The sequence below is a fragment of the Streptomyces sp. GQFP genome (assembly GCF_021545335.1).
GTDB lineage: Bacteria > Actinomycetota > Actinomycetes > Streptomycetales > Streptomycetaceae > Streptomyces.
In genome coordinates this window covers 372042-395391 of the sequence record NZ_CP089312.1, presented here as the reverse complement: position 1 = coordinate 395391, position 23350 = coordinate 372042, and the positions used below count along the sequence as shown (strand labels likewise).

Here is a 23350-nt window from a genome sequence, read left to right as displayed (position 1 = left end):
GACTCAGCCGGAGTCGGTCGTCGCCAGGAACTGGGTCGCCGCCAGCTCGGCGTACAGCGGGTCCCCCGCGACGAGTTCACGATGGGTACCCACAGCCCGCACCCGCCCCGCGTCCATCACCACGATCCGGTCCGCCATCGTCACCGTCGACAGCCGATGGGCGACGACCAGAACAGTCGTCGTACGGGAGACATCCGCGACCGTGTCGCGCAGCGCCGCCTCGTTCACCGCGTCCAGCTGCGAGGTCGCCTCGTCGAGCAGGAGCAGCCGGGGGCGACGCAGCAGCGCACGGGCGATGGCCACCCGCTGGCGCTCACCGCCCGACAGCTTGGTGCCACGATGCCCGACCAGGGTGTCGAGGCCACGCGGCAGCCGGGACACCAGACCGTCGAGCCGGGTCGTCTTCACGACGCGCGTGACCGCCTCCTCGTCCGCCTCCGGATTGCCCAGGACCAGGTTGTCGCGCAGCGAGCCCGACAGCACGGGCGCGTCCTGCTCGACATAGCCGATGGCGGACCGGAGTTCGGTCAGTTCCCAGTCGGCGGCGTTCCGGCCGTCGAGCGTGATGACGCCGGACTCGGGGTCGTAGAACCGTTCGATGAGCGAGAACACGGTGGTCTTGCCCGCGCCGGACGGGCCGACGAACGCCGTCATCCCCCGGGCCGGCACGTCGAACGTCACGCCGTGGTGGACGTACGGCAGATCGTCGTCGTAGCGGAAGCGCACCTCCTCGAAGGCGAGCGCAGCCGGTTCGGCGTCGGCGGCCGGGAGGGGCGCCGGGTGGGCCGACGACGGTTCGGCGGGCAGGGCGAGGGCCTCCTGGATACGGGTGAGGGCCGCGGCACCCGTCTGGTACTGCGTGATCGCGCCGACGACCTGCTGGATCGGCGACATCAGATAGAAGACATAGAGGAGGAACGCGACCAGCGTGCCGACCTCGACCGCGCCCGTCGCGACCCGCGCACCGCCCACCGCGAGCACCGTGATGAAGGCGATCTGCATCGCGAGACCCGCCGTGTTGCCCGCGGCGGCCGACCACTTGGCGGCGCTCACACTCTGCCGCCACGACTCCTCGGCCGCCGCGTGCAGGTTCCGCTCCTCACGGTGCTCGGCGCCGGACGCCTTGATCGTGCGCAGCGCGCCCAGCACCCGTTCCAGCGAGGCGCCCATGACACCGACCGCGTCCTGCGCCCGCCGGCTCGCCTTGTTGATACGCGGCACGATCACCCCGAGCACGGTCCCCGCCCCCACGATCACGGCGAGGGTGACGCCCAGCAACACCGGGTCCACCAGGCCCATCATCACGACCGTCGCCACCAGGGTGAGGCCACCGGTGCCGAGGCCGACGAGCGAGTCGGTGGTGACCTCGCGCAGCAGGGTCGTGTCGGACGTGACGCGGGCCATCAGATCGCCGGGCTCGGTCCGGTCCACGGCCGGTATCCGCAGCCGCAGCAGATAGGAGGACAGCGCCCGCCGCGCCCCCAGCACCACCGACTCGGCGGTCCGCCGCAGCACGTACGAACCCAGCGCGCCCAGCGCCGCGTTGGCGACGACCAGCGCCGACATCAGCAGCAGGGCCTTGGTGATCGTCCGGTCGTGGGAGAGATCGTCGATGAGCCCCCGCGCCACCAGCGGCAGCGCCAGCCCGGCGGCCCCCGTGGCCAGCGACAGCAGGGCGCCCACCAGCAGGGTCCACCGATGCGGCCGTACGTATCCGAGGAGCAGCCGCCAGGCGGGCGGAGCGGGGTCCGGCTCGGCGATGGTCACGGGGCTCCTCGGCGGGCAGACGGGTGGGAGATTTCACCCTACGTCGGTGGCCGGGGGAGCGGCGAAGCAGTTGTCGCCGCCCGCTGTCCGTGTGCTCCTCGCGCAGATCCCGCCGGTCCAGCGCCGTCGCGAGGACGACGGGCGGGGTGCCCCAGCTGGGCAGACGGTCGCCGAGCATGCCGGCCAGTACCTCGCCCGGGCCGAGTTCGAGATACGGGGTCACCCCGTCCTGCGCCAACAGCCCTACCCCGTCCGCGAATTGGACCGGCTCGCGCAGCTCCCGCCCCCAGAACTCCGGCGCGCACGCCTCGTCGTCGCCGACCGGTCTCGCCGTGATGTCGAAGACCGGAGGGAGGCGTGGCGCGCACGATCAGCGCGCACTGGCCGAGGCCCGCCGGTACGGCGTCGAACAGGTCCCGGTGGCGCTCGCGCGAGCAGGTCACCTCCTCGCCGGCGCCCGTGACGACGTCCAACTCCCTTACGTGGTCGGCGACCAGACCGTGCCGGTGGCTGGAACCGCCCAGGCCCCCGGTGCACATGGCGGCACTCCTTCCTGTCCTTTTCCTGGCCGTGAAGCGGCCCGATAATTACCCCGGGGGGGTATAATTCGCCACCGTAGCAGAGGTACCCCCGGGGGTATCCGCGGTCCGGGTCGCGCCGGGCTCGACCCTGGACGTGCCGTTACCGATCAGTCGCACGTAGGGTCGGAGAGAAGGACCGAACATTGGCCGATGGAAGGGTTCAGCACCATGGCGCAGGAAGTACGCGGCGTGATCGCACCGGGCAAGAACGAACCGGTGCGGGTCGAGACGATCGTCGTGCCCGACCCCGGTCCGGGCGAGGCCGTGGTGCAGATCCAGGCCTGCGGGGTGTGCCACACCGACCTGCACTACAAGCAGGGCGGGATCAACGACGATTTCCCCTTCCTGCTCGGCCATGAGGCAGCCGGGGTCGTGGAGTCGGTGGGGGAGGGCGTCACCGATGTCGCCCCCGGTGACTTCGTGATCCTCAACTGGCGTGCCGTGTGCGGGAACTGTCGGGCCTGTCTGCGCGGGCGGCCCTGGTACTGCTTCAACACGCACAACGCCAAGCAGAAGATGACCCTCACCGACGGCACGGAACTCTCCCCGGCCCTCGGTATCGGCGCCTTCGCCGAGAAGACCCTCGTCGCGGCCGGGCAGTGCACCAAGGTCGACCCGTCGGTCTCCGCCGCCGTCGCCGGGCTGCTCGGGTGCGGGGTCATGGCCGGCATCGGTGCCGCCATCAACACCGGCAACGTCGGACGCGGCGACACGGTCGCCGTCATCGGCTGTGGCGGAGTCGGCGACGCCGCCATCGCGGGCGCCAACCTCGCCGGTGCCGCGAAGATCATCGCCGTCGACATCGACGACCGGAAGCTCGCCACCGCCCGCACGATGGGCGCCACGCACACGGTCAACTCCAAGGAGACCGACCCGGTCGAGGCGATCCAGGAACTCACTGGCGGCTTCGGCGCCGATGTCGTCATCGAGGCGGTCGGCCGCCCGGAGACCTACAAGCAGGCCTTCTACGCCCGTGACCTTGCCGGGACCGTCGTCCTCGTAGGGGTCCCCACGCCGGAGATGAAGCTCGAACTCCCGCTGATCGACGTCTTCGGTCGTGGCGGCTCGCTCAAGTCGTCCTGGTACGGCGACTGCCTGCCCTCCCGCGACTTCCCCATGCTCATCGACCTCCACCTCCAAGGACGCCTGGACCTCGCGAAGTTCGTGACCGAGACCATCCAACTCGACGAGGTGGAGAAGGCGTTCGAGCGGATGCACGGCGGCGATGTGCTGCGTTCCGTGGTGGTGCTGTGATGGCCGCCCGTATCGAACGCCTCGTCACCTCAGGGCAGTTCAGCCTCGACGGCGGCACCTGGGACGTCGACAACAACGTCTGGATCGTCGGCGACGACCACGAGGCGATCGTCATCGACGCCGCCCATGACGCCGACGCCATCGCGGCGGCCGTCGGCGACCGGCGCCTGACCGCCATCATCTGCACCCACGCCCACAACGACCACATCGACGCGGCCCCCGCGCTCGCCGAGCGCACCGGCGCCACCATCTGGCTGCACCGCGACGACCTGCCGCTGTGGAAGCAGACCCACCCCGACCGGGAACCCGACGCGTGGCTGGCCGACGGCCAGGTGATCGAGGCCGCCGGCGCCGACCTGAAGGTCCTGCACACGCCCGGACACGCACCGGGCGCGGTCTGCCTCTACGACCCGGGTCTGGGCACCGTCTTCACCGGCGACACCCTCTTCAACGGCGGCCCGGGTGCCACCGGCCGTTCCTACTCCCACTTCCCGACGATCATCGACTCGATCCGGGACCGGCTGCTCGCCCTCCCGCCCGAGACCAAGGTCCTCACCGGGCACGGCGACCCCACCACGATCGGGGTCGAGGCGCCGCACCTGGAGGAGTGGATCGCCCGGGGCCACTGACGGCCACGGACACCGCACGCACACGCCAGTGGGCGCCCACCGTCAACAACGGAGGGCGCCCACACGGACGTACAACAGCAAGCAAGGCCCCTCAGGCGGCCACCGGAAAGCCCGCCGTCCGGAGGACCTGGTGGTCGGCGTCCACCGCGAAGATCTCGCAGCCCTTGCGTGCGGCGGCCCAGTCGACGCCCTCCGCGCCCATCGCGAACGCCGCCGTCGCCGTGGCGTCCGCCTCGGTGAGCGTGGCGGCCACGACGGTCAGGCTCAGCAGCCCGGTCGCCGGACGGCCGGTGCGGCCGTCGAGGATGTGGTCGCCGCGTTCATAGCGGGCCGAGGTCGCCACACCGCCCTCCGTGAGCTCCAGCACCGTGCACAGTTGGTCGGCGCGCTCGGGGTGACGTACCCCGACCCGCCAGGGGCGACCGGCGGCGACCACGTCACCACCGGCGTTCAGGCAGTACGTCCGTACGCCCGCCGCCTCCAGCAGATCCGCCGCCCGCTGCACCGCCCAGCCCTTCACCATCGCGCACGGATCGAGGCCACGGCCGGGCAGCCGTACGTCGAAGGCGCCCTTGGTCGCGACCCGGTACTCCTCGCACAGGCCGAGCACCTCGGTGAGGTCCGTGCTCAGCTCGTCGGGCTCCAGTTCGCCCCGGTCGAGGCGGGACACCTCGCTGTCGTCCTTGAAGGGGCTGAAGCGCGCGTCGACCTCGTGGAGCCAGGCGAACACGGCGTCGGCCGCCTCCGCCGGGGCGTTCTCGTCGTCGATCCGCAGCGAGATCGGGAACCCCATGATGTGTTCGACGCGCCGCATCCGCTCAGCCCTTCGCGTCGATCGCGGCCTGGAGGGACTCCTTGTAGCCGTCGCTCGTGATGGTCGCACCCGACACCGTGTCGATGTCCGCGCTCTGCGCCGCGAGGGTCTCCTCGATCAGGACCGGCACGGCCGCCGTGGTCTGCGGGTGGTTCGGCTGCTGGAGCATCTTCACGGACGCGATCGTGTCGCCCTCGAAGGTCACCTCGACCTGGACGGTGCCCTTCTCGGTGTCCACCGCGGTCCCCGAGACGACCTTGGACGCGGACTCGGCGGAAGCCGAGGCGGACGCGGACGCGGAGGGCGACGCGGACGACGCGGCGGAGTCCGCCTGGGAGTCGATGGCGGCCTGGAGGGACTCCTTGTAGCCGTCGCTCGTGATCGTCGCGCCGGAGACCGTGTCGATGTCGGCGCTCTGCGCGGCCAGCGTCTCCTTGATCAGGACCGGCACGGCGGCGGTGGTCTGCGGGTGGTTCGGCTGCTTCAGCATCCGCACCGAGGAGATCTTCGTCCCCGCGAACGTCACCTCGACCTGGACGTCACCCTTCTCGGTGGTCACGGTCGTGCCCTTGACGACCGTCGATGACGTACCGGAAGAACCCGAAGCGGCGGAGGAGGACGCGGACGGCGTCGAGGCGGAGGCCTCCGAGGACGTCGTGCCCAGCGACGGCTCGTAGAGCCAGACGGGGACCAGGCCCGCGATGCTCAGGACCAGTACAGGCAGTGCTCGTTTCACGACGTTCCTCTTATCCGGCCAGGCTGAAGCGCTCGAAGTGGGTCTGCGACTTGGGCACGCCCAGTTCCCGCAGGCTGCGCAGCACCGCGTTCATCATGGGCGGCGGGCCGCACAGGAAGACGTCCCGGTCGGCGATGTCCGGCACCAGCTTGGCCAGCTCCGCCGGGGCCAGCTTGTCGGGGGCGACCGGCCCGGACACCAGGTGCAGCTCGCAGCCCTTGGCGTGGGCGATGTCCCGCAGCTCCTCGTACAGGACGGCGTCCTGGTCCCTGGCCACCCGGTAGATGACCACGGCGTGGCCCTGGATCTCCTCAAGGAGCGCGCGGATAGGTGTGACACCCACACCGCCGGCGATGAGGACGGCCTCGGGGCGGGTGCGGTGCATCGAGGTGAAGGCGCCGTACGGGCCCTCGGCGAAGACTCGGGTGCCGACCGGGATGTGCTTCAGGGCCGCGGTGCCGTCGCCGGCGACCTTCGCGGTGAGGCGGAGCGACCTGCCGTCGGGCGCCGCCGACAGCGAGAAGGGGTTCGCCTGCCACCAGCGGTCCTTGGTGAGGAACCGCCACAGGAAGAACTGGCCGGCGCGGGCGGGCAGCTTGTCCAGGTCGCGGCCGGTCATGTAGATCGACACGACGTTGTCGGCCTCGGGGACGACCGCCGAGACCCGCAGCTGGTGCCGGAGGTTCTTGCGCAGCGGCAGCACCACGCGGCCCAGGAACACCGAACCGAGCGCCACGCCCCACATGGTCCACCAGTACGTGGTGGCGGCGGACGACGAGGTGAACGTCGTACCGACACCGACCTGGTGCGTGAACGCCAGGACCACCGCCACATAGGTGTAGAGGTGGATGAAGTGCCAGGTCTCGTAGGCGAGGCGGCGGCGGGCGTAGCGCGCCGAGACCGCGCCGATGATCATGATCAGGACCAGGGCGACGATCGCGCGCAGCACGCCCTCGGTGGTCTCGGCCAGCTCCACCAGCTCGTCGACCGGACCCATGGACGTGCCCTCGGCGTAGCCGAAGACGATGAACACCGCGTGGGCCATCAGCGTCCACAGCAGTCCGAAGCCGACCCAGCGGTGCCAGGAGGTCAGCCGGTCCATGCCGATGCGGTGGTCGAGCCAGGGCAGCCGGGCCACCAGGACCAGCTGGAAGGCCATGAAGAGCGCGCCGTACAGCCCGGCGAGCCGGCCCATCACGATCAGCGCGTTCGAGGCGAAGCCTGCCTGGGCGAAGAAGACGGTCACGACGGCCACGTTGGCGGCCAGCACGGCGTACAGGCCGGTGCGGGCCACCACTTTGGGTCGTATCGCCGTGGGGGGCGCGGGAGGCGATTGGACGGTCGTCACGGACAGTGCTCCTTGATCGGGTCCGGGGACACCGAGCTTGACCGACGGTAGCTGTCGTAATGCTGTCGTTGGACTTTCAAGTTGTTATCGATCGTGCGTAGGGAGGGGAGGGCGTTAGGGCTCGGGAGCCACGTGGAGCACTATGAGCACGTGGAAAAAGTACGACTCCTCGTCGTGGACGACGATCCGCCCATCGCCGACCTGGTCGCGACGGTCGCCCGCTACGAGGGCTGGGAGGCGGTCACCGCGTACTCCGGTGAGGAGGCGCTGAGCCGGGCCGCCGACTTCCATCCCGACATCGTGGTGCTCGACCTGATGCTCCCGGGCCTCGACGGCTTCGCCGTGCTCGACCGGCTGCGGCTGTCGGGCACGATGGTACCCGTGGTCTTCCTCACCGCCCGTGACGGAGTCGCCGACCGGGTCGCGGGGCTCACCCGGGGCGGCGACGACTACCTGGTCAAGCCCTTCGCGGTGGAGGAGCTGATGGCCCGGCTGCGCACCGTTCTGCGCCGCAGCGCCGGGCCCGGTTTCCAGCGGTCCGTGCTCCGGGTGGCCGACCTGACGATGGACGAGGACACCCGCGAGGTGCGCCGAGGTGACAAACGTCTCACCCTCACCCCGACCGAGTACGAGGTGCTGCGCTACCTGATGCGCAAGTCGCCGACCGTGCTCACCAAGGCACAGATCCTCGACCACGTCTGGGAGTACGGCTTCGGCGGCCGCTCCAATGTCGTGGAACTCGTCGTCAGCCGGCTGCGCCGCAAGCTCGACGACCCCGAGCAGCACGACGAGCCGCTGATCCACACCGTGCGGGGCGTCGGCTACGTGGTCCGGCAGGTCGCCGAGTGATCCGCCGCTGCCGGGAGAACTACCGCAGACTGCGACTGGGCACACGGCTGGCGCTCGGCATGGGCGTGCTCTCGCTCGTCGTGTTCGCCGTCGTCGGCGCCGCGCTCTCCATGTACATGCGGGACTACCTGGAACGCCAGCTCAGCGACCAGATGAAGCTCGTCCAGATCACCCAGTCCAAGGACGTCGTGGACTACGGCAGCGTGCAGGGCAAGCCGTACTACGGCTGGTACACCGCCTCCTACAAGGTCTCCGGCGTTACGCCCGTCCTGCGCGAGCCCGCCGACGTGCCGCCCGACTCCCGGGAACTCCTCGTCACCGCCGCGACCCTGCGGACCTCAGGCACCGACCCCGTCTACCGCACCGCGCGCATCGACGGGGACGCCTACCGGCTGCGCGCCTGCGAGGTCGAGGCCGGTGTCGTCCTGGTCACGGCGGCGCCCATGGACGACATCGAGAACACCATGGACCAGCTGGTCACGGTCCAGGTCGTCGCCTTCGCCATCGCCCTGCTGGGCCTGGTGATCTTCGGCCGCGCGGTGCTGCGGCGCGGCCTCAGGCCCCTCAGCGACATGGCCCACACCGCCCGCGGCATCACCTCGCACGACTTCACCGACTCCGCCCGGCTGCCCGTCCGCGCCCACCGGGGCAACGGCGGCCCGGAGGTCGAGGAGCTGCGCACCGCGTTCAACACCATGCTCGAACACATCGACGACTCCCTCGCCGTCCGCACGGAGGCCGAACAGCGCCTGCGCCGCTTCGTCGCCGACGCCTCCCATGAACTCCGTACCCCACTGATGTCGGTACGGGGCTATGCGGACCTCTTCCAGTACGCCGCCGCCAACGAGCCCGGCGAACGGGACAAGCACCTGGCCCGCCTGCGCGCCGAGGCCGCCCGGATGGGCATCCTCCTCGACGACCTGCTGCTGCTCGCCCGACTCGACGCGGCCCAGGTCGAGACCCCGCTGCGTCAGGAGAACGCCGACCTGGTGGAACTCGCCGGTCAGGCGGCCGACGCCTTCCGCGCGGGTCACCCGGACCACCCCCTGACGGTGACGGCCGCGCCGAACGAACTGCGGCTGCGCCTCGACCCCCTCCGTATCCGGCAGGTCCTGGACAACCTGCTGACCAACGCGGCCGTGCACACACCCGCGGGCACCCCGGTGTCCGTGCGGGTGAGCGTCGACGCCGACCACGCGGTGGTCCGGGTCGCCGACGCAGGCCCCGGCATCCCGGCCGCCGACCAGGACCGGGTCTTCGACCGCTTCTACCGCGTCGACAAGGCCCGCAGCCGCGACCGGGGCGGCAGCGGCCTCGGCCTCGCGGTCGCACTGTCCCTGGCACAGGCGCACGGCGGCACCCTCGACCTGACGAGCGGACCCGGCTCGACCGCCTTCACCCTCCGTATCCCACTCGACAGGACGGACCGACCTCCGAAGAACTGAACGACTGGACGACCGGACGATCTGAGGAGTCCCCCCACAGTGAACGTACTGATCGTTTTCGCCCATCCCGAACTCTGCTCCTTCAACGGCGCGCTGAAGGTCAGAGCCGTGGACGTCCTGAGACGCGCCGGCCACGACGTCGTGGTCAGCGACCTCTACCGGCTCGGCTGGAAGGCCGCCGTCGACGCCGACGACTTCCCCGGCGTCTGGACCGACCCCGACTACCTGGACGTCACCGCCGAGCAGGAACGGGTCCAGGCGGCCCACGAGACCCCGCCCGACGTCCTCGCGGAACAGGAGAAGGTCGCCCGGTGCGATCTGATGATCCTCCAGTTCCCCCTGTGGTGGTCCGGAATGCCGGCCATCCTCAAGGGCTGGATCGACCGCACGATGGCCCGAGGCTTCGCCTACGACGAGGGCCGCACCTACGACACCGCTCCCCTGAAGGGCAGACGCGCCCTGATCTGCACAACGACGGGCACCCCCTCAGGCCTCTACGCCCCCCACGGCACCGACACCGACCTCGACCGAGCCCTCTGGCCCATCCACCACGGCATCCTCAGCTGCCTGGGCTTCGACGTCCTGCCTCCGTTCGTGGCGAGGGCCCCGGGCGAGGCGTCCCCGAAGCAGAGGGAGGAGTACCTGACGGAGTACGCGGGCCGCCTGCTGGCGGTGGAGGAGCGCCCCTTTTAGGGGCGCGGGGAACTGCGCGACCAGCCCCCACCGGCCCGCAGAAAACAAACAACCCCTCAACCCTCGCGATAGAGGTCGGTCAACAACTCAACCACCCCCGCCCCCCGCAGGATGCGGATCGTCCCGCCACCAGGCAACCCGAACCACGACCGGCTCCGCATCCCGCACCGCCCGATAAACCACCCCGGGCCGCCGATACTGATGCGCGGTGGCCTCGGGCGTCAGCCCGACACAGCGCCCCGTCGAGATCGAGTTCAGCCAGTCGTCCACATCGTGCGTCTCCTGGACCACCGGACGAGCCCCCGCCGGCCACAACTCCTCCGTGGTCGTCCCGGTCCGCCGGTCCACCAACACCGTGCGCCCACTGATGTCGGCGAGCCGGATCCACCGCCGCCGCGCCAGCGGATCATCGGCGGCCATGACACACATGCGCCGTTCCAGGCCGAGGACGACGGAGTCGAACCGCCGGTCGTCCAGCGGCCGGCGCACCACGGCCAGATCGCACGCCCCCTCCGCCAGCCCACCGGTGCCGGAGTTGGTCCGGACGAGCTGCACCTCCGTCTCCGGGTGCCGGTCGGGATCGTCCTCGTCGTCGAGCATCCGCCGACCCTCGCGGCCGTCGGCTACGCCGTCGTCGCCGGGGTGCTCGCCTCGGCCTGGGGGAGAACCTGGGCGCCCTGGAGTGGGCGAGCATCGGGGCGATCGTCGCCGCCAACGCGGTGAGCATCCTGACCTCGCAGAAGTAGCGCGCCGCCCAACTCCCGTACGGACCACCCCTGTACGGACTACTCCCGTACGAGGGAGGCCACGTGGTCGGTGACCGTGTCGAGGATCGCCACGCAGGCCTTCTCGTCGCCGAGGGCAAGGAAGTTGAGGGTCAGCCCGTCCGTCATCGCGGCCAGATAGCGGGCCAACACCGGGACGGGCACGCTCAGTTCGAAGCCCATGCTCTCGCGCAGCTGCTCCAGCAGCCCGGCGTACGTGTCGGTGTACAGCTCGTACTGCCGGCGGGCCAGATGCGCGAACCCCGGCTCACGCAGGGCGTACTGGGTGAGTTCGTACGTCAGCATGTGCTCGCCCGGGTGGGCGGCCACATGGTCCCAGTACGCGTGGAAGCCCGCGCGGATCGTCTCCTGGAGGGTGGACTGCGGCTGGATCGCCGCGCGCACCACGTCGACGGAGTGGTCCGTGATCGTCGTCATGACCGACTCGACCAGGGCCTGCTTGGAGTCGAAGCAGTAGTGGAAGACGCTCAGTGACACGCCCGCCTCGGCCGCGATGGACCGGGTCGTCGTCCTGGGGACGCCGTCCCGGGTCATCGCGCGGATGGCCGCCTCCGTCAGCTGCCGGCGCCGCTCGGCCGACGGCTTGCGTGCCATGAACTCCCCCTAGATACGGAACTCAGCTGCTGTAGACACCCACTTCGTAGAGCGAGTATCCCCAGTCCGTGCCGCGATCAAGACCGTGGACGCGCACATAGCGGGCCGGTACTCCCGTGAACTGTGCCGTGTCCAGGCCGCCGTCGCCGACGGTCGTGGACCACGCGGTCTGCCAGGTCGTACCGTCCGTCGACAGTTCGACGCGGTACGACTTGCCGAACGCCTTCTCCCAGTCGAGGGTGACCCGCTTGACCAGGTTCGTCGAGCCGAGGTCGAGCTGGAGCCACTGGTCGTCGCTCCAGTCGCTCGCCCAGCGGGTGCCCGAGTCGCCGTCGACGGCCCGGCCGGGCTGGTAGCTGGTGACCGGGTTCGACTCGGACGAACTCGCCGTCGCCGTCACGCCCTTGGCGAGGTTCACCCCGGCCTTGTGGCTCTCGGAGGCGCCCCAGGTGTCGAGGTAGGACTCGGCGCCCCGGAACAGGTCGCTCACCGCGTCCGTGCCGCCGACCTGCTTGATGTCCTGGATCCAGTCCGGGATCAGCCCGACGTGCGCGGCGCCGTCGGTGTTGAAGTCCCAGGTGCGTTCACCGGTGGTCTGGCGGTCGATCACCGAGCCGCCGTCGACACTGGTGAAGGGGTACGTCACCGTCGAGGTGGCGCGTGGCGCCGGGTGGTCGCCGATGCCGTTGAAGTCGGTGCCGTAGCCGTAGCCCACGCCGTACTTGGTGCGCAGTGCGTCGGTGCGCGCGGCCTCCGTCACGAACTCCTCGGAGGAGTGCATGTACTGGGCGATGAAACCGCCGAGACCGTAGACCCGGTCGGTCCAGTTGAGGTCCATCCAGCTGTGCGAGGAGAGCACTCCCGGATAGGACTCGGACTCGAAGATGTCCAGCGCCTGGCCGGTGGCCTTGACGCTCATGTGGTCGATCTCCAGCATCATCTTGCGTTGCATCATGCCGCGCACCGCGTACTCGCCGAGATCGGTGAGCCCCCGGGTGTTGCACTGCGCGTCCGCGTCGTACGTCGGCAGCTCGGTGCCCGCAGGCAGGTCCTCCGTCGCGCTGGTCGCCGTGGCGCCGCCGATCGGGTTGTCGTGCATCGCGGTCGTGCACGTCTCCGTCTGCCAGAAGGTGCCCGTCGACAGGAACTGGCCGACGTTGATCGCCGTCCCGAGCCCGCCCTCGTCGAACCGCACCCCGCACAGCGCGTTGTCGAACTTGTGGCACAGGAACATGCTGCGCACACCCAGGTCGTACAACTCGTCGAGACCGGCGTCGATGTCGGCCTTGCTGCACTGCGCGATGTCCAGGATCTGCTTGCAGCCGAAGGGCTCCGACGTCTCTACGCCCAGCACGACCGCCAGCTTGCCCTGCTTGATCACCTCACGGGCCTGCGCGGTGTCGGTGACGATCCGGAACCAGCCCTTGCCCGAGCCGCCGTACTGCGCGTCGATGTAGTCCTGGAGGTCGTAGGTCAGCTGGGCCTGGAGGCGGATCGACGTCATCTCGTCGCAGCTGCGGTCCCTGAAGAAGTAGACCGAGCAGATCACGCCATTGGTGACCAGGTCGTTGACCAGCACGCGCTGGCCGCCGCGCCAGGCGCGCTCGACCCAGGCGTAGTAGTTGGCCTGATGGGTCATCGAGTCGTACGCGGGCCAGTCCTTGAACGTCGGGTAGCCGACCGGGTCGTGCCTGCCGTCGCCGCCGTGGGTGATGTAGTCGAAGATCGCGAGCGTGCCGTCGGGGTAGTGCTCCGGACAGTCCTTGAGGGCGTCCGCGATCCCGCTCGTGGAGAACACCTTGCCGCAGATCAGGCGTCCGCCGAAGGCCTCGTTGGAGAACAGATGGTTGTGCGCGTCGACGAACCCCTGTACCTCGCCCTGGGAGTTGGTGCCCTTGAAGGGCTCACCCGTGACGTTGATCTGGGAGTCGGGCGTCGGTCGCGCGGTAGGCGTCCACCAGTCCGTGCCGGCCGCCGAGCTGGGCACGGTGCCGAGGGTCAGCGCCAGGACGGCGAGCAGCAGCGACAACACGGTCAGGGGTCTGCGTCCGCGGCGCGGACGTGGCGGGAAGGCAGCAGGCACAGTCATCACTCACGTCCTCGCACCAGGGTTGTCATGGCTCGCGCAACTCTGTGATGAGGATCGCGACAGCGGGGTGATGGAGTCAATAGTCCGGGACGCTTGACCTGATAGCGGATCGGGGCCGTGTTGCGGTGTTTCCGTGGGTCAACCGTACGTGAATATGGAGAACAATATTGTTGACAATGTTGTCGGTCTAGATTTAGCGTCGACAGGCACTCACTCAGGAGGGCACATGCCGAAACAAGCCCGTCCAGGCACCGGAGAGCAGGCCAAGCAGCACGCGTTGGAGCGGCTGCGGCAGGCGATCCTGCGCGGCGACATGGCACCGGCCCAGCGGCTGGTGGAGAACGAACTCGCCGAGCAGTTCGGTGTGACACGGGCCAGTGTCCGGGCGGCGCTGATCGAGCTGGAGTCGGAGGGACTCGTCGAGCGGATCCGCAACCGTGGCTCGCGGGTGCGGGTGGTGACCGTGGAGGAGGCGGTCGCCATCACCGAGTGCCGGATGGTCCTCGAAGGGCTGTGCGCGGCCAAGGCGGCCGTCGCGGCCACCGACGACCAGCTGGCCCAACTGACCGGCGTCGGCGAGGCGATGACCAAGGCCGTCGCCGACGGTGAGCCGGTCACGTACTCCGAACTCAACCAGGAACTGCACGCCCGGATCAGACAGTTCTCCGGCCAGCAGACGGCCGTGGAACTGCTGGAAAAGCTCAACGCCCAGTTGGTGCGCCACCGTTTCCAGCTCGCGCTGAGACCGGGGCGTCCCCAGCAGTCCCTGGGTGAGCACCTGGCCATGGTCGAGACGATCACGGCCAGGGACCCGCAGGCGGCCGAAGCGGCCGCTCGCGCCCATCTCACGAGCGTGATCGCCGCGTTGCGCGAATAGCGTGTCGCGCGAAGGGCGTGCCACATGGGTGGCGTGTTGTGCGAACAACGCGCCGCACGGATGACACGTCACGCGGATGACGCCGCCGAGGTGGGCCGAACGACCTGTCCACCAAGGAGATTTCTGCAATGACACATGGTGCGGTGCTCGCAGCCGCTCGCTCGACGCTGGTGATCAGCGCGCATGCCGGTGACTTCGTCTGGCGGGCGGGAGGTGCCATCGCCCTGGCGGCCTCCCGTGGCGAGAAGGTCGTCATCGCCTGCCTGTCGTACGGGGAACGCGGCGAGTCCGCCAAGGCCTGGCGGGAGGGCAAATCGCTGGAGGAGATCAAGGGGATACGCCGGACCGAGGCCGAGCAGGCCGCCGCCGCGCTCGGCGCCGAGGTCCGCTTCCTCGACGCCGGCGACTACCCCCTCCTCGCCACCCCCGAGTTGACCGACCGGCTGGTGGGGATCTACCGGGACACCCAGCCCGACGTGGTCCTCACCCACCCGCTCGCCGACCCCTACAACGCCGACCACCCGGCCGCCGCCCGGATGGCCCTGGACGCGCGGATCCTCGCCCAGGCCATCGGCTACCCCGCCCCCGGCGAAGTCCTGGGCGCGCCCCCGGTGTTCTTCTTCGAACCCCATCAGCCGGAGATGTGCGACTTCACCCCGCAGGTGCTGCTCGACATCACCGAGGTGTTCGACACCAAGCGCAAGGCCATGGAGTGCCTGCCGGCCCAGCAGCATCTGTGGGACTACTACACCGACCTCGCCAAGCGCCGCGGCGTCCAGCTCAAGCGGAACGCCGGCCCCAACCTCGGCCTGCCGCACACCACTTACGGCGAGGCGTATATGCGTCCTTACCCGCAGGTCACGGGAGAACTGGCATGAGCGGCGTCATTGTCACCAACCCGCCGCGCGCAGCCGCCGCGGACGTCGAGGAGCTGGCCCGCCACGGCGTGGCCACCGTCCACGAGGCCCTGGGCCGCACCGGCCTCCTCGGCCCGGCCCTGCGCCCGATCCAGCAGGACGTCCGCATCGCGGGCACCGCCGTCACCGCGCTGTGCTGGCCCGGCGACAACCTCATGATCCACGCGGCCGTCGAACAGTGCGCCGAGGGCGACATCCTGGTCGTCACCACCACCTCCCCCTGCACGGACGGCCTGTTCGGCGAACTGTTCGCCACCGCGCTCCGGCACCGGGGCGTACGCGGCCTGGTCATCAACACCGGCGTACGCGACACCGCCGAACTGCGCGCCATGGACTTCCCCGTCTGGTCGGCCGCGGTGTCCGCGCAGGGCACGGTCAAGGCGACGGGCGGCTCCGTCAACGTCCCGATCGTCGTGGGCGGCCAGCAGATCCACCCCGGCGACGTGATCATCGCCGACGACGACGGCGTGATGGTCGTCCCCCGGCTGCGCTCGGCCGAGGCCGTCAAGGCGTCCGAGGCCCGCATCGCGAAGGAGGAGGCGTCCCGACTGGCCTTCGCCGACGGCCAGTTGGGCCTGGACCGGTACGGGCTGCGCGAGGCGCTCGTACGGCTGGGGGTCACGTACCAGTCGTACGAGGAGTACGTCCGGGACGCCGGTGCGGGGGCCGGCCCGGGCGCCGTACCGGGGACGCGCTCGTGAGTACGGGCGGCGCGGGGGAGGAGCTGCGCTGCATGCTGATGCGGGGCGGCACCTCCAAGGGTGCCTACTTCCTCGCCGAGGACCTGCCGGCCGATCCCGCGACCCGCGACGACCTGCTGCTGCGGGTCATGGGCAGCCCCGACCCCCGCCAGATCGACGGCCTCGGCGGAGCGCACCCCCTCACCAGCAAGGTGGCCGTGGTCTCCCGCTCGGCCGACGACGAGTCCGACGTCGACTATCTGTTCCTCCAAGTCGGCGTCGAGGAACCGGAGGTGAGTGGCCGTCAGAACTGCGGGAACCTCCTCGCGGGCGTCGGCCCGTTCGCCGTGGAACGCGGACTGGTCGCGGCCGACGGGGAGTTGACCTCCGTACGCATCCGCATGGTCAACAGCGGCGACCACGCCACCGCGACCTTCCCCACGGCGGACGGGCGTGTCGTCTACGAGGGCACGACCGAGATCTCCGGGGTGCCCGGTGGCGCCGCTCCGGTGACGATCGGGTTCGGGCGGGGGAGCGGACCCCTGCTGCCGACCGGCCGGGTCCGGGACACCGTCGCCGACACGCCGGTGACCTGCGTCGACAACGGCATGCCGACGGTACTGATCGTCGCCTCCGCCCTCGGCATCACCGGTTACGAGGAGCCGAGGGACCTGGAGGAGAACGTCGCCCTCAACGAACGGCTGCGTGAAATCCGCCTGGAGGCGGGCAAGTTGATGGGCCTCGGGGATGTCTCCGCGACGACCGTGCCCAAGCTCAGCCTGCTCGCCCCGCCCGTGCACGGCGGCACCGTCATGACCCGCACCTTCATCCCGGTCCGCTGCCACACGGCGATCGGCGTGCTGGGTGCCGCGAGCGTCGCCGCCGGACTGCGCATACCCGGTGCCGTCGGGGAGGGAGTGGCGCGTCTCCCCGCCCCCGACGGCGCCCCACTGCGCATCGAACACCCCACCGGATTCCTGGACGTGGAAACCGTCGTCTCCCTCACCGACCCCGACGGCCCCACCCCGGTCGCGCACCGCACGGCCGTCGTCCGTACCGCCCGCAAGATCTTCGACGGCACGGTCTTCCCCCGCCCCGCCGTCCCTCTCCCCGTCAGGAGCCGCTGATGACCCCGCCACTCGGCGACATCGCCCACCTCGGCCATGTCGAACTCCTCACCCCCGACCTGGACGCCAGCGTCCGGTTCTTCACCACGATCCTCGGCCTCACCGAGAACGGCCGCTCCGGCGACTCGGTGTACCTGAGGACCTGGGACGACTACGAGCACCACAGCCTCACCCTCACCGCCCGCTCGACCTCCGGCATCCGCCGCACCGCCCTGCGCGCCTCCAGCGAGGAGGCCCTGCAGCGCCGGGTCAAGGAGACCGAGAACGCCGGCCGCCCCGGCCGCTGGGTAGAGGACGAGCCCGGACTCGGCCCGCTCTACGTCACCACCGACCCCGACGGCCACGAGTACGCCCTCTATTGGGAGAGCGAGTGGTACGAGGCGCCGCCCGATCTGCGGCCCGGCCTCAAGAACCAGCCGCAGGCCAAGCCCGCGACGGGCGTCGGCGTACGCCGTCTCGACCACGTCAACTTCCTCGCCGCCGCGGTCGATTCGAACGCCGGCTTCGTCCAGCACGTCCTCGGCGCCCGCCCCACCGAACAGATCGTCCTCGACGAAGGACGCCTGGCCGCGCAGTGGCTGACGTTCACCAACAAGTCGTACGACATCGTCTACACGGAGGACTGGTCCGGCTCCAACGGCCGCCTCCACCACATCGCGTTCGCCACGGACACCCGCGAGGACATCCTGCGCGCCGCCGACCTGTGCCTGGACAACGGCGTGCACATCGAGACGGGCCCGCACAAGCACGCCATCCAGCAGACGTTCTTCCTGTACGTCTACGAGCCCGGCGGCAATCGCGTCGAGCTGTGCAATCCGCTGACCCGGCTGGTGCTCGCCCCCGACTGGCCGCTGATCACCTGGACCCAGGCGGAGCGGGCCAAGGGCCAGGCGTGGGGTCTGAAGACCATCGAGTCGTTCCATACGCACGGGACGCCTCCACTCGACTGACGCCGAGCGTTCCCACCCGCGGTGCGGGCCGTGACCTGACCGATGACGGCAGGGCCCGCACCGAGCGCATCTCATCCCCGTGTGCCGTTCCCGATAGGGACAAAGGGGGGTCTGGGGGCGCAGCCCCCAGAAGGATGGGACGGGTAGGGGCGGCGGGGGCGAAAAAAATCTGGCCGTACCTGTCACAGCCCCCGACCGACCGGTGTCTTGAGACCGAACCCCACCCCAGGGGCCCCGGCCAAACGGAGGAGACACCATGAGCGAGAACATCGATGTGGTCGTGATCGGCGGCGGGTATGCCGGTGTGATGGCGGCCAACCGGCTCACCCAGCGCACCGACATCACCGTCACCCTGATCAACCCCCGCCCCACCTTTGTCGACCGCATCCGCCTCCACCAACTCGTCGGCGGCACCGCCGACGCGGTCGTCGACTACCGGAAGGTCCTCGCCGAGAGGGTCCGCCTGGTGGTGGACAGCGCGACCCGGATCGATGCGGCCGGGTGTGTCGTCACGCTGGCGAGCGGCGGGACGGTCGGATACGACCACCTCGTCTACGCGGTCGGCAGCGGCAGCGCCGCCCCGAGCGTGCCCGGTGCCGCCGAGTTCGCCTACCCGATCGCCGGTCTGGAGGAGGCGCAGCGGCTGCGGCCGGTCCTCGACGCCGAGGCCGTCACGGCACCGGTGACCGTCGTCGGCGGCGGGCCGACCGGTATCGAGACGGCCGCCGAGCTGGCCGAGCAGGGCCGCACCGTGACCCTGGTGTGCGGCGGCCCGCTCGGCCCGTCCCTGCACCCGCGTGGACGGCGTTCGGTGGCCAAGCGGCTCACCGCGCTCGGGGTGACCGTGCTCGACGGCCCTGACACGAAGGTCACGGCGGTGACCCGTGACGCCGTACGGCTCGCCGGTGGCCGCGAGCTGCCGAGCGCGGTGACGATCTGGACCGCCGGTTTCGGCGTGCCGGACCTCGCCGCCCGCAGCGGACTACGCACCGACGCCCTGGGCCGCCTGCTCACGGACGAGACATTGACGAGCGTGGACGACACACGCATCGTCGCGGCCGGAGACTCGGCGGCCCCCTCGGACCTGCCGTTCCGGATGAGCTGCCAGGCCGCGGTCCAGCTGGGCCCGCAGGCCGCCGAGACGGTGCTGAACCGGATCGCGGGGGAGCAGCCGGCGTCCGTCGAGGTGGGTTTCGTCGGCACCTGCATCAGCCTGGGGCGCCGCGCCGGCGTCTTCCAGCTCATGACCAAGGACGACACCGCCAGGAAGTACTACCTCGGCGGCCGGTCGGGCGCCAAGGTCAAGGAGCTGATCTGCAAGGGCATCCCCTGGCAGCTGACGTACGAGGCCCGCAAGCCCGGCACGCGCACCTGGTGGACCAAGGACGCCAAGCGCCGCCAACTGCTCCAGAGCGAACTCGGCCAGAAGCGGACCACCGCCGAGCGGGCGGCCTGAACCGGAGCCGGAGCCCGGCGTGTCACATTCGGAGCGCCGGGAAACGTCTCCCTGTCGAGGAACGGCTGTCAACTGTCGACGAAGACGAAGAGGACCATGTCGTGGACGCACGCCCGAGCACCGATGAGACCGACCCGGCGACCGAGACGTTCGTCGCCCACCGCAACCTGCTCTTCACCGTCGCCTACGAGATGCTCGGCTCGGCGGCCGACGCGGAGGACGTCCTCCAGGAGACCTGGCTGCGCTGGGTCAAGGTCGATCTCGCACAGGTCCGCGACCAGCGCGCCTACCTGGTCCGGATCACCACCCGCCAGTCCCTCAACCGGCTGCGCACCATGAACCGCCGCAAGGAGGCCTACGTCGGCCAGTGGCTGCCCGAACCGCTGCTGACCTCGCCTGACGTCGCCGAGGACGTCGAACTCGCCGAGAGCATCTCCATGGCCCTGATGCTCGTCCTCGAAACCCTCTCCCCGACCGAACGCGCCGTCTTCGTCCTGCGCGAGGTCTTCGACACCGGTTACGACGAGATCGCCGCCGCCGTCGACAAGACCCCTGCGACCGTCCGCCAGATCGCCCACCGCGCCCGCCGCCACGTCGACGCCCGCCGCCCCCGCCAGACGGTCTCGCCCGACGAGAGCCGGGCCGCCCTGGCGTCGTTCCAGCGCGTACTGGAGACCGGGGACCCGCAGACCCTCCTCGACGTGCTCGCCCCGGACGTCGTCCTGGTCGGCGACGGCGGCGGCATCAAACAAGCCGCCCTGCGCCCCGTCACCGGCGCCGAGAAGGTCGCCCGCTTCCTGGCCGGCGGTCTGGGCAAGAACAAGCTCCCGGTCACCGTCACCCCCACCATGGTCAACGGCAGCCCCGCGCTCGCCGTACACGTGGACGGAGAATTCGACGGCATCATGGCGATCCGCGTCGAGAACGCCCGTATCACCGGCCTCTACTACGTCCGCAACCCCGAAAAACTGACCCACGCCCAGACGGAGACCCCTCTCACCCTCCGGTGAACGCGATGAACACCGGCGGCCACGGGGGCGGTCGTCAGTCGTCCGCCGTGGCCTGCCGTACGTGCCGGGCGATGAAGGCGTAGATCTCCCGGGCCTTCTCGTCGTCGTTGAGGTCGTAGCCGTGGTCGACCCCCGCCACGTCATGGTGCTCGACCAGCGAGCCCACCTGCCGCAGTCGCTCGGCGTACCGGACGTTCTCCGCGTGGAGGCGGTCGTGTGCGGCCGTGACGATCAGGGCCGGGGCGATGCCCTTGAGGTCCGCGGTCTCCTTCGGGTGGGCGGGGGAGACCAGCCGGTCGGCGCGCTCGCGCGGGTCCGGGACGTACGCGCTGTCGAACACCTCGCCCATCCACGGGCGCAGCATCGGCTTGGCGATCGCCGCCCGCTTGTCCTTCGCGGCGGTCGCGAGGTCGAGCGGCGCGTAGTGCAGGACCTGGAGCGTGATCGAGGGACCGCCCTCCTCCAGGGCCTGGCGTGCCACGGCCGCCGCGAGACCGCCGCCCGCGCTCTGCCCGCCGACGGTGAGCCGGGCGCCGTCCCAGCCGTGTTCGGCGCCGTGCTCGGCGATCCAGCGGACCACCTCGTACGCCTGCCGGGGCGGGGCCGGAAACGGATGCTGCGGAGCGACGACGTAGTCGACGTTGACGACCACGACGCCCGCCAGCGCGGCGACGGCACGGCAGAAGGCGTCGTCCGTCTCCGTGACGGCCATGATGAAGCCGCCGCCGTGGAAGTTGACGTGGACCGGCGGGGCCGGGTCCTCGGTCGCGGGCCGGTAGACCGTGACCCGGGCGGGGGCGACCGAGGAAGGGACCGTCAACTCGCTGGTGTCGCGCGCGAATTCGGGAAGGCGGGCGTGGGCCGCGGCGGCGGAGCCCCGCCCGCTGGTCCGCCGGTCCGCCAGCATGACGAGACGTTGCATCGCCTTGGCGATGAGGGAGGCCACCGCAGGCCGGGCCAGGAGGGACACGCGGTTCCGATCGGTCGGGCTATTGCCAGGAATCCTGTCGATCCACAGGCTGACATTAAACACGACCGTTCGGTACAGCGGAAGTCGCCCGGTCGCCCAGGACGCCTGTCCGCCGGAGAGGTCCTCTGTCTGCCCTACGCCTTGTACGCGATCCCCCCGTACACGTCCGTCGGCTCCGGCGAGGTGCCGGGCTCCGGGCGCCACAGCGGGCAGGAGACGATGCCAGGCTCCAGCAGCTCCAGACCCTCGTAGAGCGCGATGAGCTTGTCGGGGCTGCGCAGCACGTACGGGACCGCGCCCGTGTCGTCGTACCCCTGCTGGGCGCGCTTGAGTTCCTCGTCGGTGTCCGTGCTGTCGTAGTGCACGAAATAGCTGCCCGGGGGCAGGGCGGCCTGGAGGCGGTGCGTGATCGACTTGGCCTCCTCCCAGTCCTGGATGTGACCGAGGATGCCCATCAGCATCAGCGCCACCGGCTTGTCGAAGTCCAGGAACCTGCCCGCCGCCTCGATGATCTTCTCGGGCTCGCGCAGATCCGAGTCCACGTAGTCCGTGGTGCCCTCGGGGGTGCTGGTGAGCAGCGCCTGGGCGTGCCGCAGGACGAGCGGGTCGTTGTCGACGTAGACGATGCGCGACTCGGGGGCCACCTTCTGGGCCACCTGGTGCGTGTTGTCGTACGTCGGCAGGCCGGTGCCGATGTCGAGGAACTGGCGGATACCGCACTCGCGGGCCACGAAGGTGACCGCGCGGATCAGGTACACGCGGGAAGCCCGGGCCATCGTCTCGATGTTGGGGGCGATCTCGCGGTACTCGTCGCCCGCCTGGCGGTCGACCTCGTAGTTGTCCTTGCCACCCATCCAGTAGTTCCAGATACGGGCGGAGTGCGGCACCGTGGTGTCGATCTTGGACAGTGCTTCCTGGTCGGGGGTGGGCCGGCCGTCTGTCATCGGGTTCTCCTGAACTCGCCTCGCGCGGACTTCGCTAACCTACCGTCAACTGCCGTGCTGATCGCCGGAGTTGGGACTGGTGGGACGCGGGTGCACGGATGCGGCGACCCGGTTCGGCGGTCAGCTCGGCGGCGTCGATCGTCACGACGGGAACGTGCTGGGCGAGCGTGCGGAACACCCGGGCGTACGCGAGGGTCGCGGCCACGGACTCCGAATCGTCGTCGCCGTGCTGCCCGCCGGTGAGATGGAGCATGGCGCCGTCGCGTTCCGCGACAGCTTCGGCGTGGTCGAGTGCCTGGATCCAGGTCACCCGGGAACGTCCGTGCCGCAGCGGCCCGTACACGAGTTCCCTGATGATGCCGCCGTCGATGACGAGCCGGCCGGGCGCGGACAGCAGTTCACGGTACGGCAGCGTCGGGTCGAGGTGGTGCAGACCGCCCGGCGGCCGCCGTAACAGGAAACCGGCGCGGGCCAGTTCGGCGAACACCGGGGTCCGGCGGATGCCCTCGTGGCCCTCGACGACCAGTGTGCGGTACCGGGCGACGGCTTCCGCGGTGGTCTGCGGAAGGTTCATCGCGGCGTCGTCCCGGCCCGTCGGGGAGCGGCCCGGCAGGGGAGGCCGGCACGTCCGGGCGGCATGACTCGACCCGGGACGCGAGGCGGCGTACGCATGCCGCTCCCTTCGGTCTTCGCAGTGATGCGTGAGGTTGTGCGTCAACTCCCTCAGTGTGTACGGGACCTCGGCACGGCGGGAGTGCTCGTGCGGGTTGTCCGGTTGTGCGGGTGTGGTGGTGCGCCGTGCGCCGGCGGAGTGCGCCGGTGGGTCAGGCGGTCA

At 70.3% G+C, this 23350-nt stretch carries 21 protein-coding genes and 1 pseudogene; 12 read left to right on the top strand and 10 right to left on the bottom strand.

Translation table 11 applies throughout. The annotated features are described in order from the left end of the window. Positions 1 to 3: 3 nt before the first annotated feature. Positions 4 to 1767 (bottom strand): ABC transporter ATP-binding protein, encoded by a 1764-nt coding sequence (locus LUX31_RS01850; RefSeq protein ID WP_268828105.1) that lies wholly within the window; start codon positions 1765 to 1767, stop codon positions 4 to 6. 749 nt (positions 1768 to 2516) lie between these two features. Here LUX31_RS01850 and LUX31_RS01845 point away from each other — a divergent pair. Continuing rightward, positions 2517 to 3602 carry an S-(hydroxymethyl)mycothiol dehydrogenase gene (locus LUX31_RS01845; RefSeq protein ID WP_235479764.1) on the top strand — a complete coding sequence of 362 codons (1086 nt, stop codon included), beginning with the start codon at positions 2517 to 2519 and terminating at the stop codon, positions 3600 to 3602. Next, positions 3602 to 4231 (top strand): MBL fold metallo-hydrolase, encoded by a 630-nt coding sequence (locus LUX31_RS01840; protein ID WP_235472751.1) that lies wholly within the window; start codon positions 3602 to 3604, stop codon positions 4229 to 4231. The genes LUX31_RS01845 and LUX31_RS01840 overlap by 1 nt, the downstream gene beginning before the upstream one ends. 91 nt (positions 4232 to 4322) lie before the next feature. Here LUX31_RS01840 and LUX31_RS01835 read toward each other — a convergent pair whose 3' ends face one another. Genes LUX31_RS01835 through LUX31_RS01825 form a run of 3 tightly spaced genes read right to left on the bottom strand, consistent with a single transcriptional unit; the run spans position 4323 to position 7129 of the window. Beyond that, positions 4323 to 5045 carry an FAD:protein FMN transferase gene (locus LUX31_RS01835; RefSeq protein WP_235472750.1) on the bottom strand — a complete coding sequence of 241 codons (723 nt, stop codon included), beginning with the start codon at positions 5043 to 5045 and terminating at the stop codon, positions 4323 to 4325. Positions 5046 to 5049: 4 nt separating this feature from the next. Further along, positions 5050 to 5781 (bottom strand): FMN-binding protein, encoded by a 732-nt coding sequence (locus LUX31_RS01830; protein ID WP_235472749.1) that lies wholly within the window; start codon positions 5779 to 5781, stop codon positions 5050 to 5052. Between the two features lie 10 nt (positions 5782 to 5791). Continuing rightward, positions 5792 to 7129, bottom strand: a complete 1338-nt coding sequence (locus LUX31_RS01825; protein WP_235472748.1) for a ferredoxin reductase family protein — start codon at positions 7127 to 7129, stop codon at positions 5792 to 5794. A 150-nt stretch (positions 7130 to 7279) separates the two neighbouring features. On the opposite strand from LUX31_RS01825, the gene LUX31_RS01820 reads away from it, so the two are divergent. The 3 genes from LUX31_RS01820 to LUX31_RS01810 are packed head-to-tail and all read left to right on the top strand — an operon-like array spanning position 7280 to position 10116. Further along, entirely contained in the window at positions 7280 to 7978 is a 699-nt protein-coding gene (locus LUX31_RS01820; RefSeq protein ID WP_235472747.1) for a response regulator transcription factor, read from the top strand. Then, positions 7975 to 9423 (top strand): sensor histidine kinase, encoded by a 1449-nt coding sequence (locus tag LUX31_RS01815; protein WP_235472746.1) that lies wholly within the window; start codon positions 7975 to 7977, stop codon positions 9421 to 9423. The genes LUX31_RS01820 and LUX31_RS01815 overlap by 4 nt, the downstream gene beginning before the upstream one ends. 39 nt (positions 9424 to 9462) lie before the next feature. Beyond that, a complete protein-coding gene (locus LUX31_RS01810; RefSeq protein WP_235472745.1) occupies positions 9463 to 10116 on the top strand; it encodes an NAD(P)H-dependent oxidoreductase in 654 nt (217 codons plus the stop codon). 56 nt (positions 10117 to 10172) lie between these two features. Here LUX31_RS01810 and LUX31_RS01805 read toward each other — a convergent pair. The 3 genes and pseudogenes from LUX31_RS01805 to LUX31_RS01795 all read right to left on the bottom strand — a co-directional run. Beyond that, positions 10173 to 10686, bottom strand: a pseudogene (locus LUX31_RS01805) (LysR substrate-binding domain-containing protein); the annotation flags it as partial. A 215-nt stretch (positions 10687 to 10901) separates the two neighbouring features. Further along, on the bottom strand, positions 10902 to 11495 hold the full coding sequence (locus LUX31_RS01800) for a TetR/AcrR family transcriptional regulator (RefSeq protein WP_235472744.1): 594 nt from the start codon (positions 11493 to 11495) through the stop codon (positions 10902 to 10904). Between the two features lie 22 nt (positions 11496 to 11517). Beyond that, on the bottom strand, positions 11518 to 13584 hold the full coding sequence (locus tag LUX31_RS01795; protein WP_235472743.1) for a discoidin domain-containing protein: 2067 nt from the start codon (positions 13582 to 13584) through the stop codon (positions 11518 to 11520). A gap of 226 nt (positions 13585 to 13810) precedes the next feature. On the opposite strand from LUX31_RS01795, the gene LUX31_RS01790 reads away from it, so the two are divergent. The 7 genes from LUX31_RS01790 to LUX31_RS01760 all read left to right on the top strand — a co-directional run bounded on the left by LUX31_RS01790 (position 13811) and on the right by LUX31_RS01760 (position 20601). Beyond that, positions 13811 to 14461, top strand: coding sequence for a GntR family transcriptional regulator (locus tag LUX31_RS01790; protein ID WP_235472742.1), 651 nt, complete (start codon positions 13811 to 13813; stop codon positions 14459 to 14461). Positions 14462 to 14589: 128 nt separating this feature from the next. Continuing rightward, on the top strand, positions 14590 to 15339 hold the full coding sequence (locus LUX31_RS01785; RefSeq protein ID WP_235472741.1) for a PIG-L deacetylase family protein: 750 nt from the start codon (positions 14590 to 14592) through the stop codon (positions 15337 to 15339). After that, positions 15336 to 16079: a 4-carboxy-4-hydroxy-2-oxoadipate aldolase/oxaloacetate decarboxylase gene (locus LUX31_RS01780; RefSeq protein WP_235472740.1), complete on the top strand. Its 744-nt coding sequence runs from the start codon at positions 15336 to 15338 to the stop codon at positions 16077 to 16079. Before LUX31_RS01785 ends, LUX31_RS01780 begins: the two co-directional genes overlap by 4 nt. A gap of 32 nt (positions 16080 to 16111) precedes the next feature. Then, positions 16112 to 17185, top strand: coding sequence for a 4-oxalomesaconate tautomerase (locus tag LUX31_RS01775; protein WP_235479763.1), 1074 nt, complete (start codon positions 16112 to 16114; stop codon positions 17183 to 17185). Then, a complete protein-coding gene (locus tag LUX31_RS01770) occupies positions 17185 to 18135 on the top strand; it encodes a catechol 2,3-dioxygenase (protein WP_235472739.1) in 951 nt (316 codons plus the stop codon). Before LUX31_RS01775 ends, LUX31_RS01770 begins: the two co-directional genes overlap by 1 nt. Before the next feature lie 256 nt (positions 18136 to 18391). Then, positions 18392 to 19591, top strand: coding sequence for an NAD(P)/FAD-dependent oxidoreductase (locus tag LUX31_RS01765; protein WP_235472738.1), 1200 nt, complete (start codon positions 18392 to 18394; stop codon positions 19589 to 19591). Positions 19592 to 19692: 101 nt separating this feature from the next. Further along, the gene (locus tag LUX31_RS01760) at positions 19693 to 20601 is read left to right on the top strand and encodes an RNA polymerase sigma-70 factor (protein ID WP_235472737.1); all 909 of its coding nucleotides are present in this window, start codon (positions 19693 to 19695) and stop codon (positions 20599 to 20601) included. Between the two features lie 34 nt (positions 20602 to 20635). On the opposite strand, the gene LUX31_RS01755 is transcribed toward LUX31_RS01760, so the two are convergent. The 3 genes from LUX31_RS01755 to LUX31_RS01745 form a co-directional block, all read right to left on the bottom strand. Further along, positions 20636 to 21571: an alpha/beta hydrolase fold domain-containing protein gene (locus LUX31_RS01755; RefSeq protein ID WP_235472736.1), complete on the bottom strand. Its 936-nt coding sequence runs from the start codon at positions 21569 to 21571 to the stop codon at positions 20636 to 20638. A gap of 134 nt (positions 21572 to 21705) precedes the next feature. Next, a complete protein-coding gene (locus tag LUX31_RS01750; RefSeq protein ID WP_235472735.1) occupies positions 21706 to 22515 on the bottom strand; it encodes an SAM-dependent methyltransferase in 810 nt (269 codons plus the stop codon). Between the two features lie 34 nt (positions 22516 to 22549). After that, complete coding sequence (locus LUX31_RS01745) at positions 22550 to 23089, bottom strand: hypothetical protein (protein WP_235472734.1); 540 nt, start codon at positions 23087 to 23089, stop codon at positions 22550 to 22552. Positions 23090 to 23350: the final 261 nt, after the last annotated feature.

Bases quoted from the DNA above. Each gene is read 5' to 3' on its own strand.
- LUX31_RS01845 (WP_235479764.1), top strand. From the start codon at position 2,517: ATGGCGCAGGAAGTACGCGGCGTGATCGCACCGGGCAAGAACGAACCG.
- LUX31_RS01840 (WP_235472751.1), top strand. From the start codon at position 3,602: ATGGCCGCCCGTATCGAACGCCTCGTCACCTCAGGGCAGTTCAGCCTC.
- LUX31_RS01835 (WP_235472750.1), bottom strand. From the start codon at position 5,045: ATGCGGCGCGTCGAACACATCATGGGGTTCCCGATCTCGCTGCGGATC.
- LUX31_RS01800 (WP_235472744.1), bottom strand. From the start codon at position 11,495: ATGGCACGCAAGCCGTCGGCCGAGCGGCGCCGGCAGCTGACGGAGGCG.
- LUX31_RS01795 (WP_235472743.1), bottom strand. From the start codon at position 13,584: ATGACTGTGCCTGCTGCCTTCCCGCCACGTCCGCGCCGCGGACGCAGA.
- LUX31_RS01790 (WP_235472742.1), top strand. From the start codon at position 13,811: ATGCCGAAACAAGCCCGTCCAGGCACCGGAGAGCAGGCCAAGCAGCAC.
- LUX31_RS01785 (WP_235472741.1), top strand. From the start codon at position 14,590: ATGACACATGGTGCGGTGCTCGCAGCCGCTCGCTCGACGCTGGTGATC.
- LUX31_RS01780 (WP_235472740.1), top strand. From the start codon at position 15,336: ATGAGCGGCGTCATTGTCACCAACCCGCCGCGCGCAGCCGCCGCGGAC.
- LUX31_RS01775 (WP_235479763.1), top strand. From the start codon at position 16,112: ATGCTGATGCGGGGCGGCACCTCCAAGGGTGCCTACTTCCTCGCCGAG.
- LUX31_RS01770 (WP_235472739.1), top strand. From the start codon at position 17,185: ATGACCCCGCCACTCGGCGACATCGCCCACCTCGGCCATGTCGAACTC.
- LUX31_RS01765 (WP_235472738.1), top strand. From the start codon at position 18,392: ATGAGCGAGAACATCGATGTGGTCGTGATCGGCGGCGGGTATGCCGGT.
- LUX31_RS01750 (WP_235472735.1), bottom strand. From the start codon at position 22,515: ATGACAGACGGCCGGCCCACCCCCGACCAGGAAGCACTGTCCAAGATC.
- LUX31_RS01745 (WP_235472734.1), bottom strand. From the start codon at position 23,089: ATGAACCTTCCGCAGACCACCGCGGAAGCCGTCGCCCGGTACCGCACA.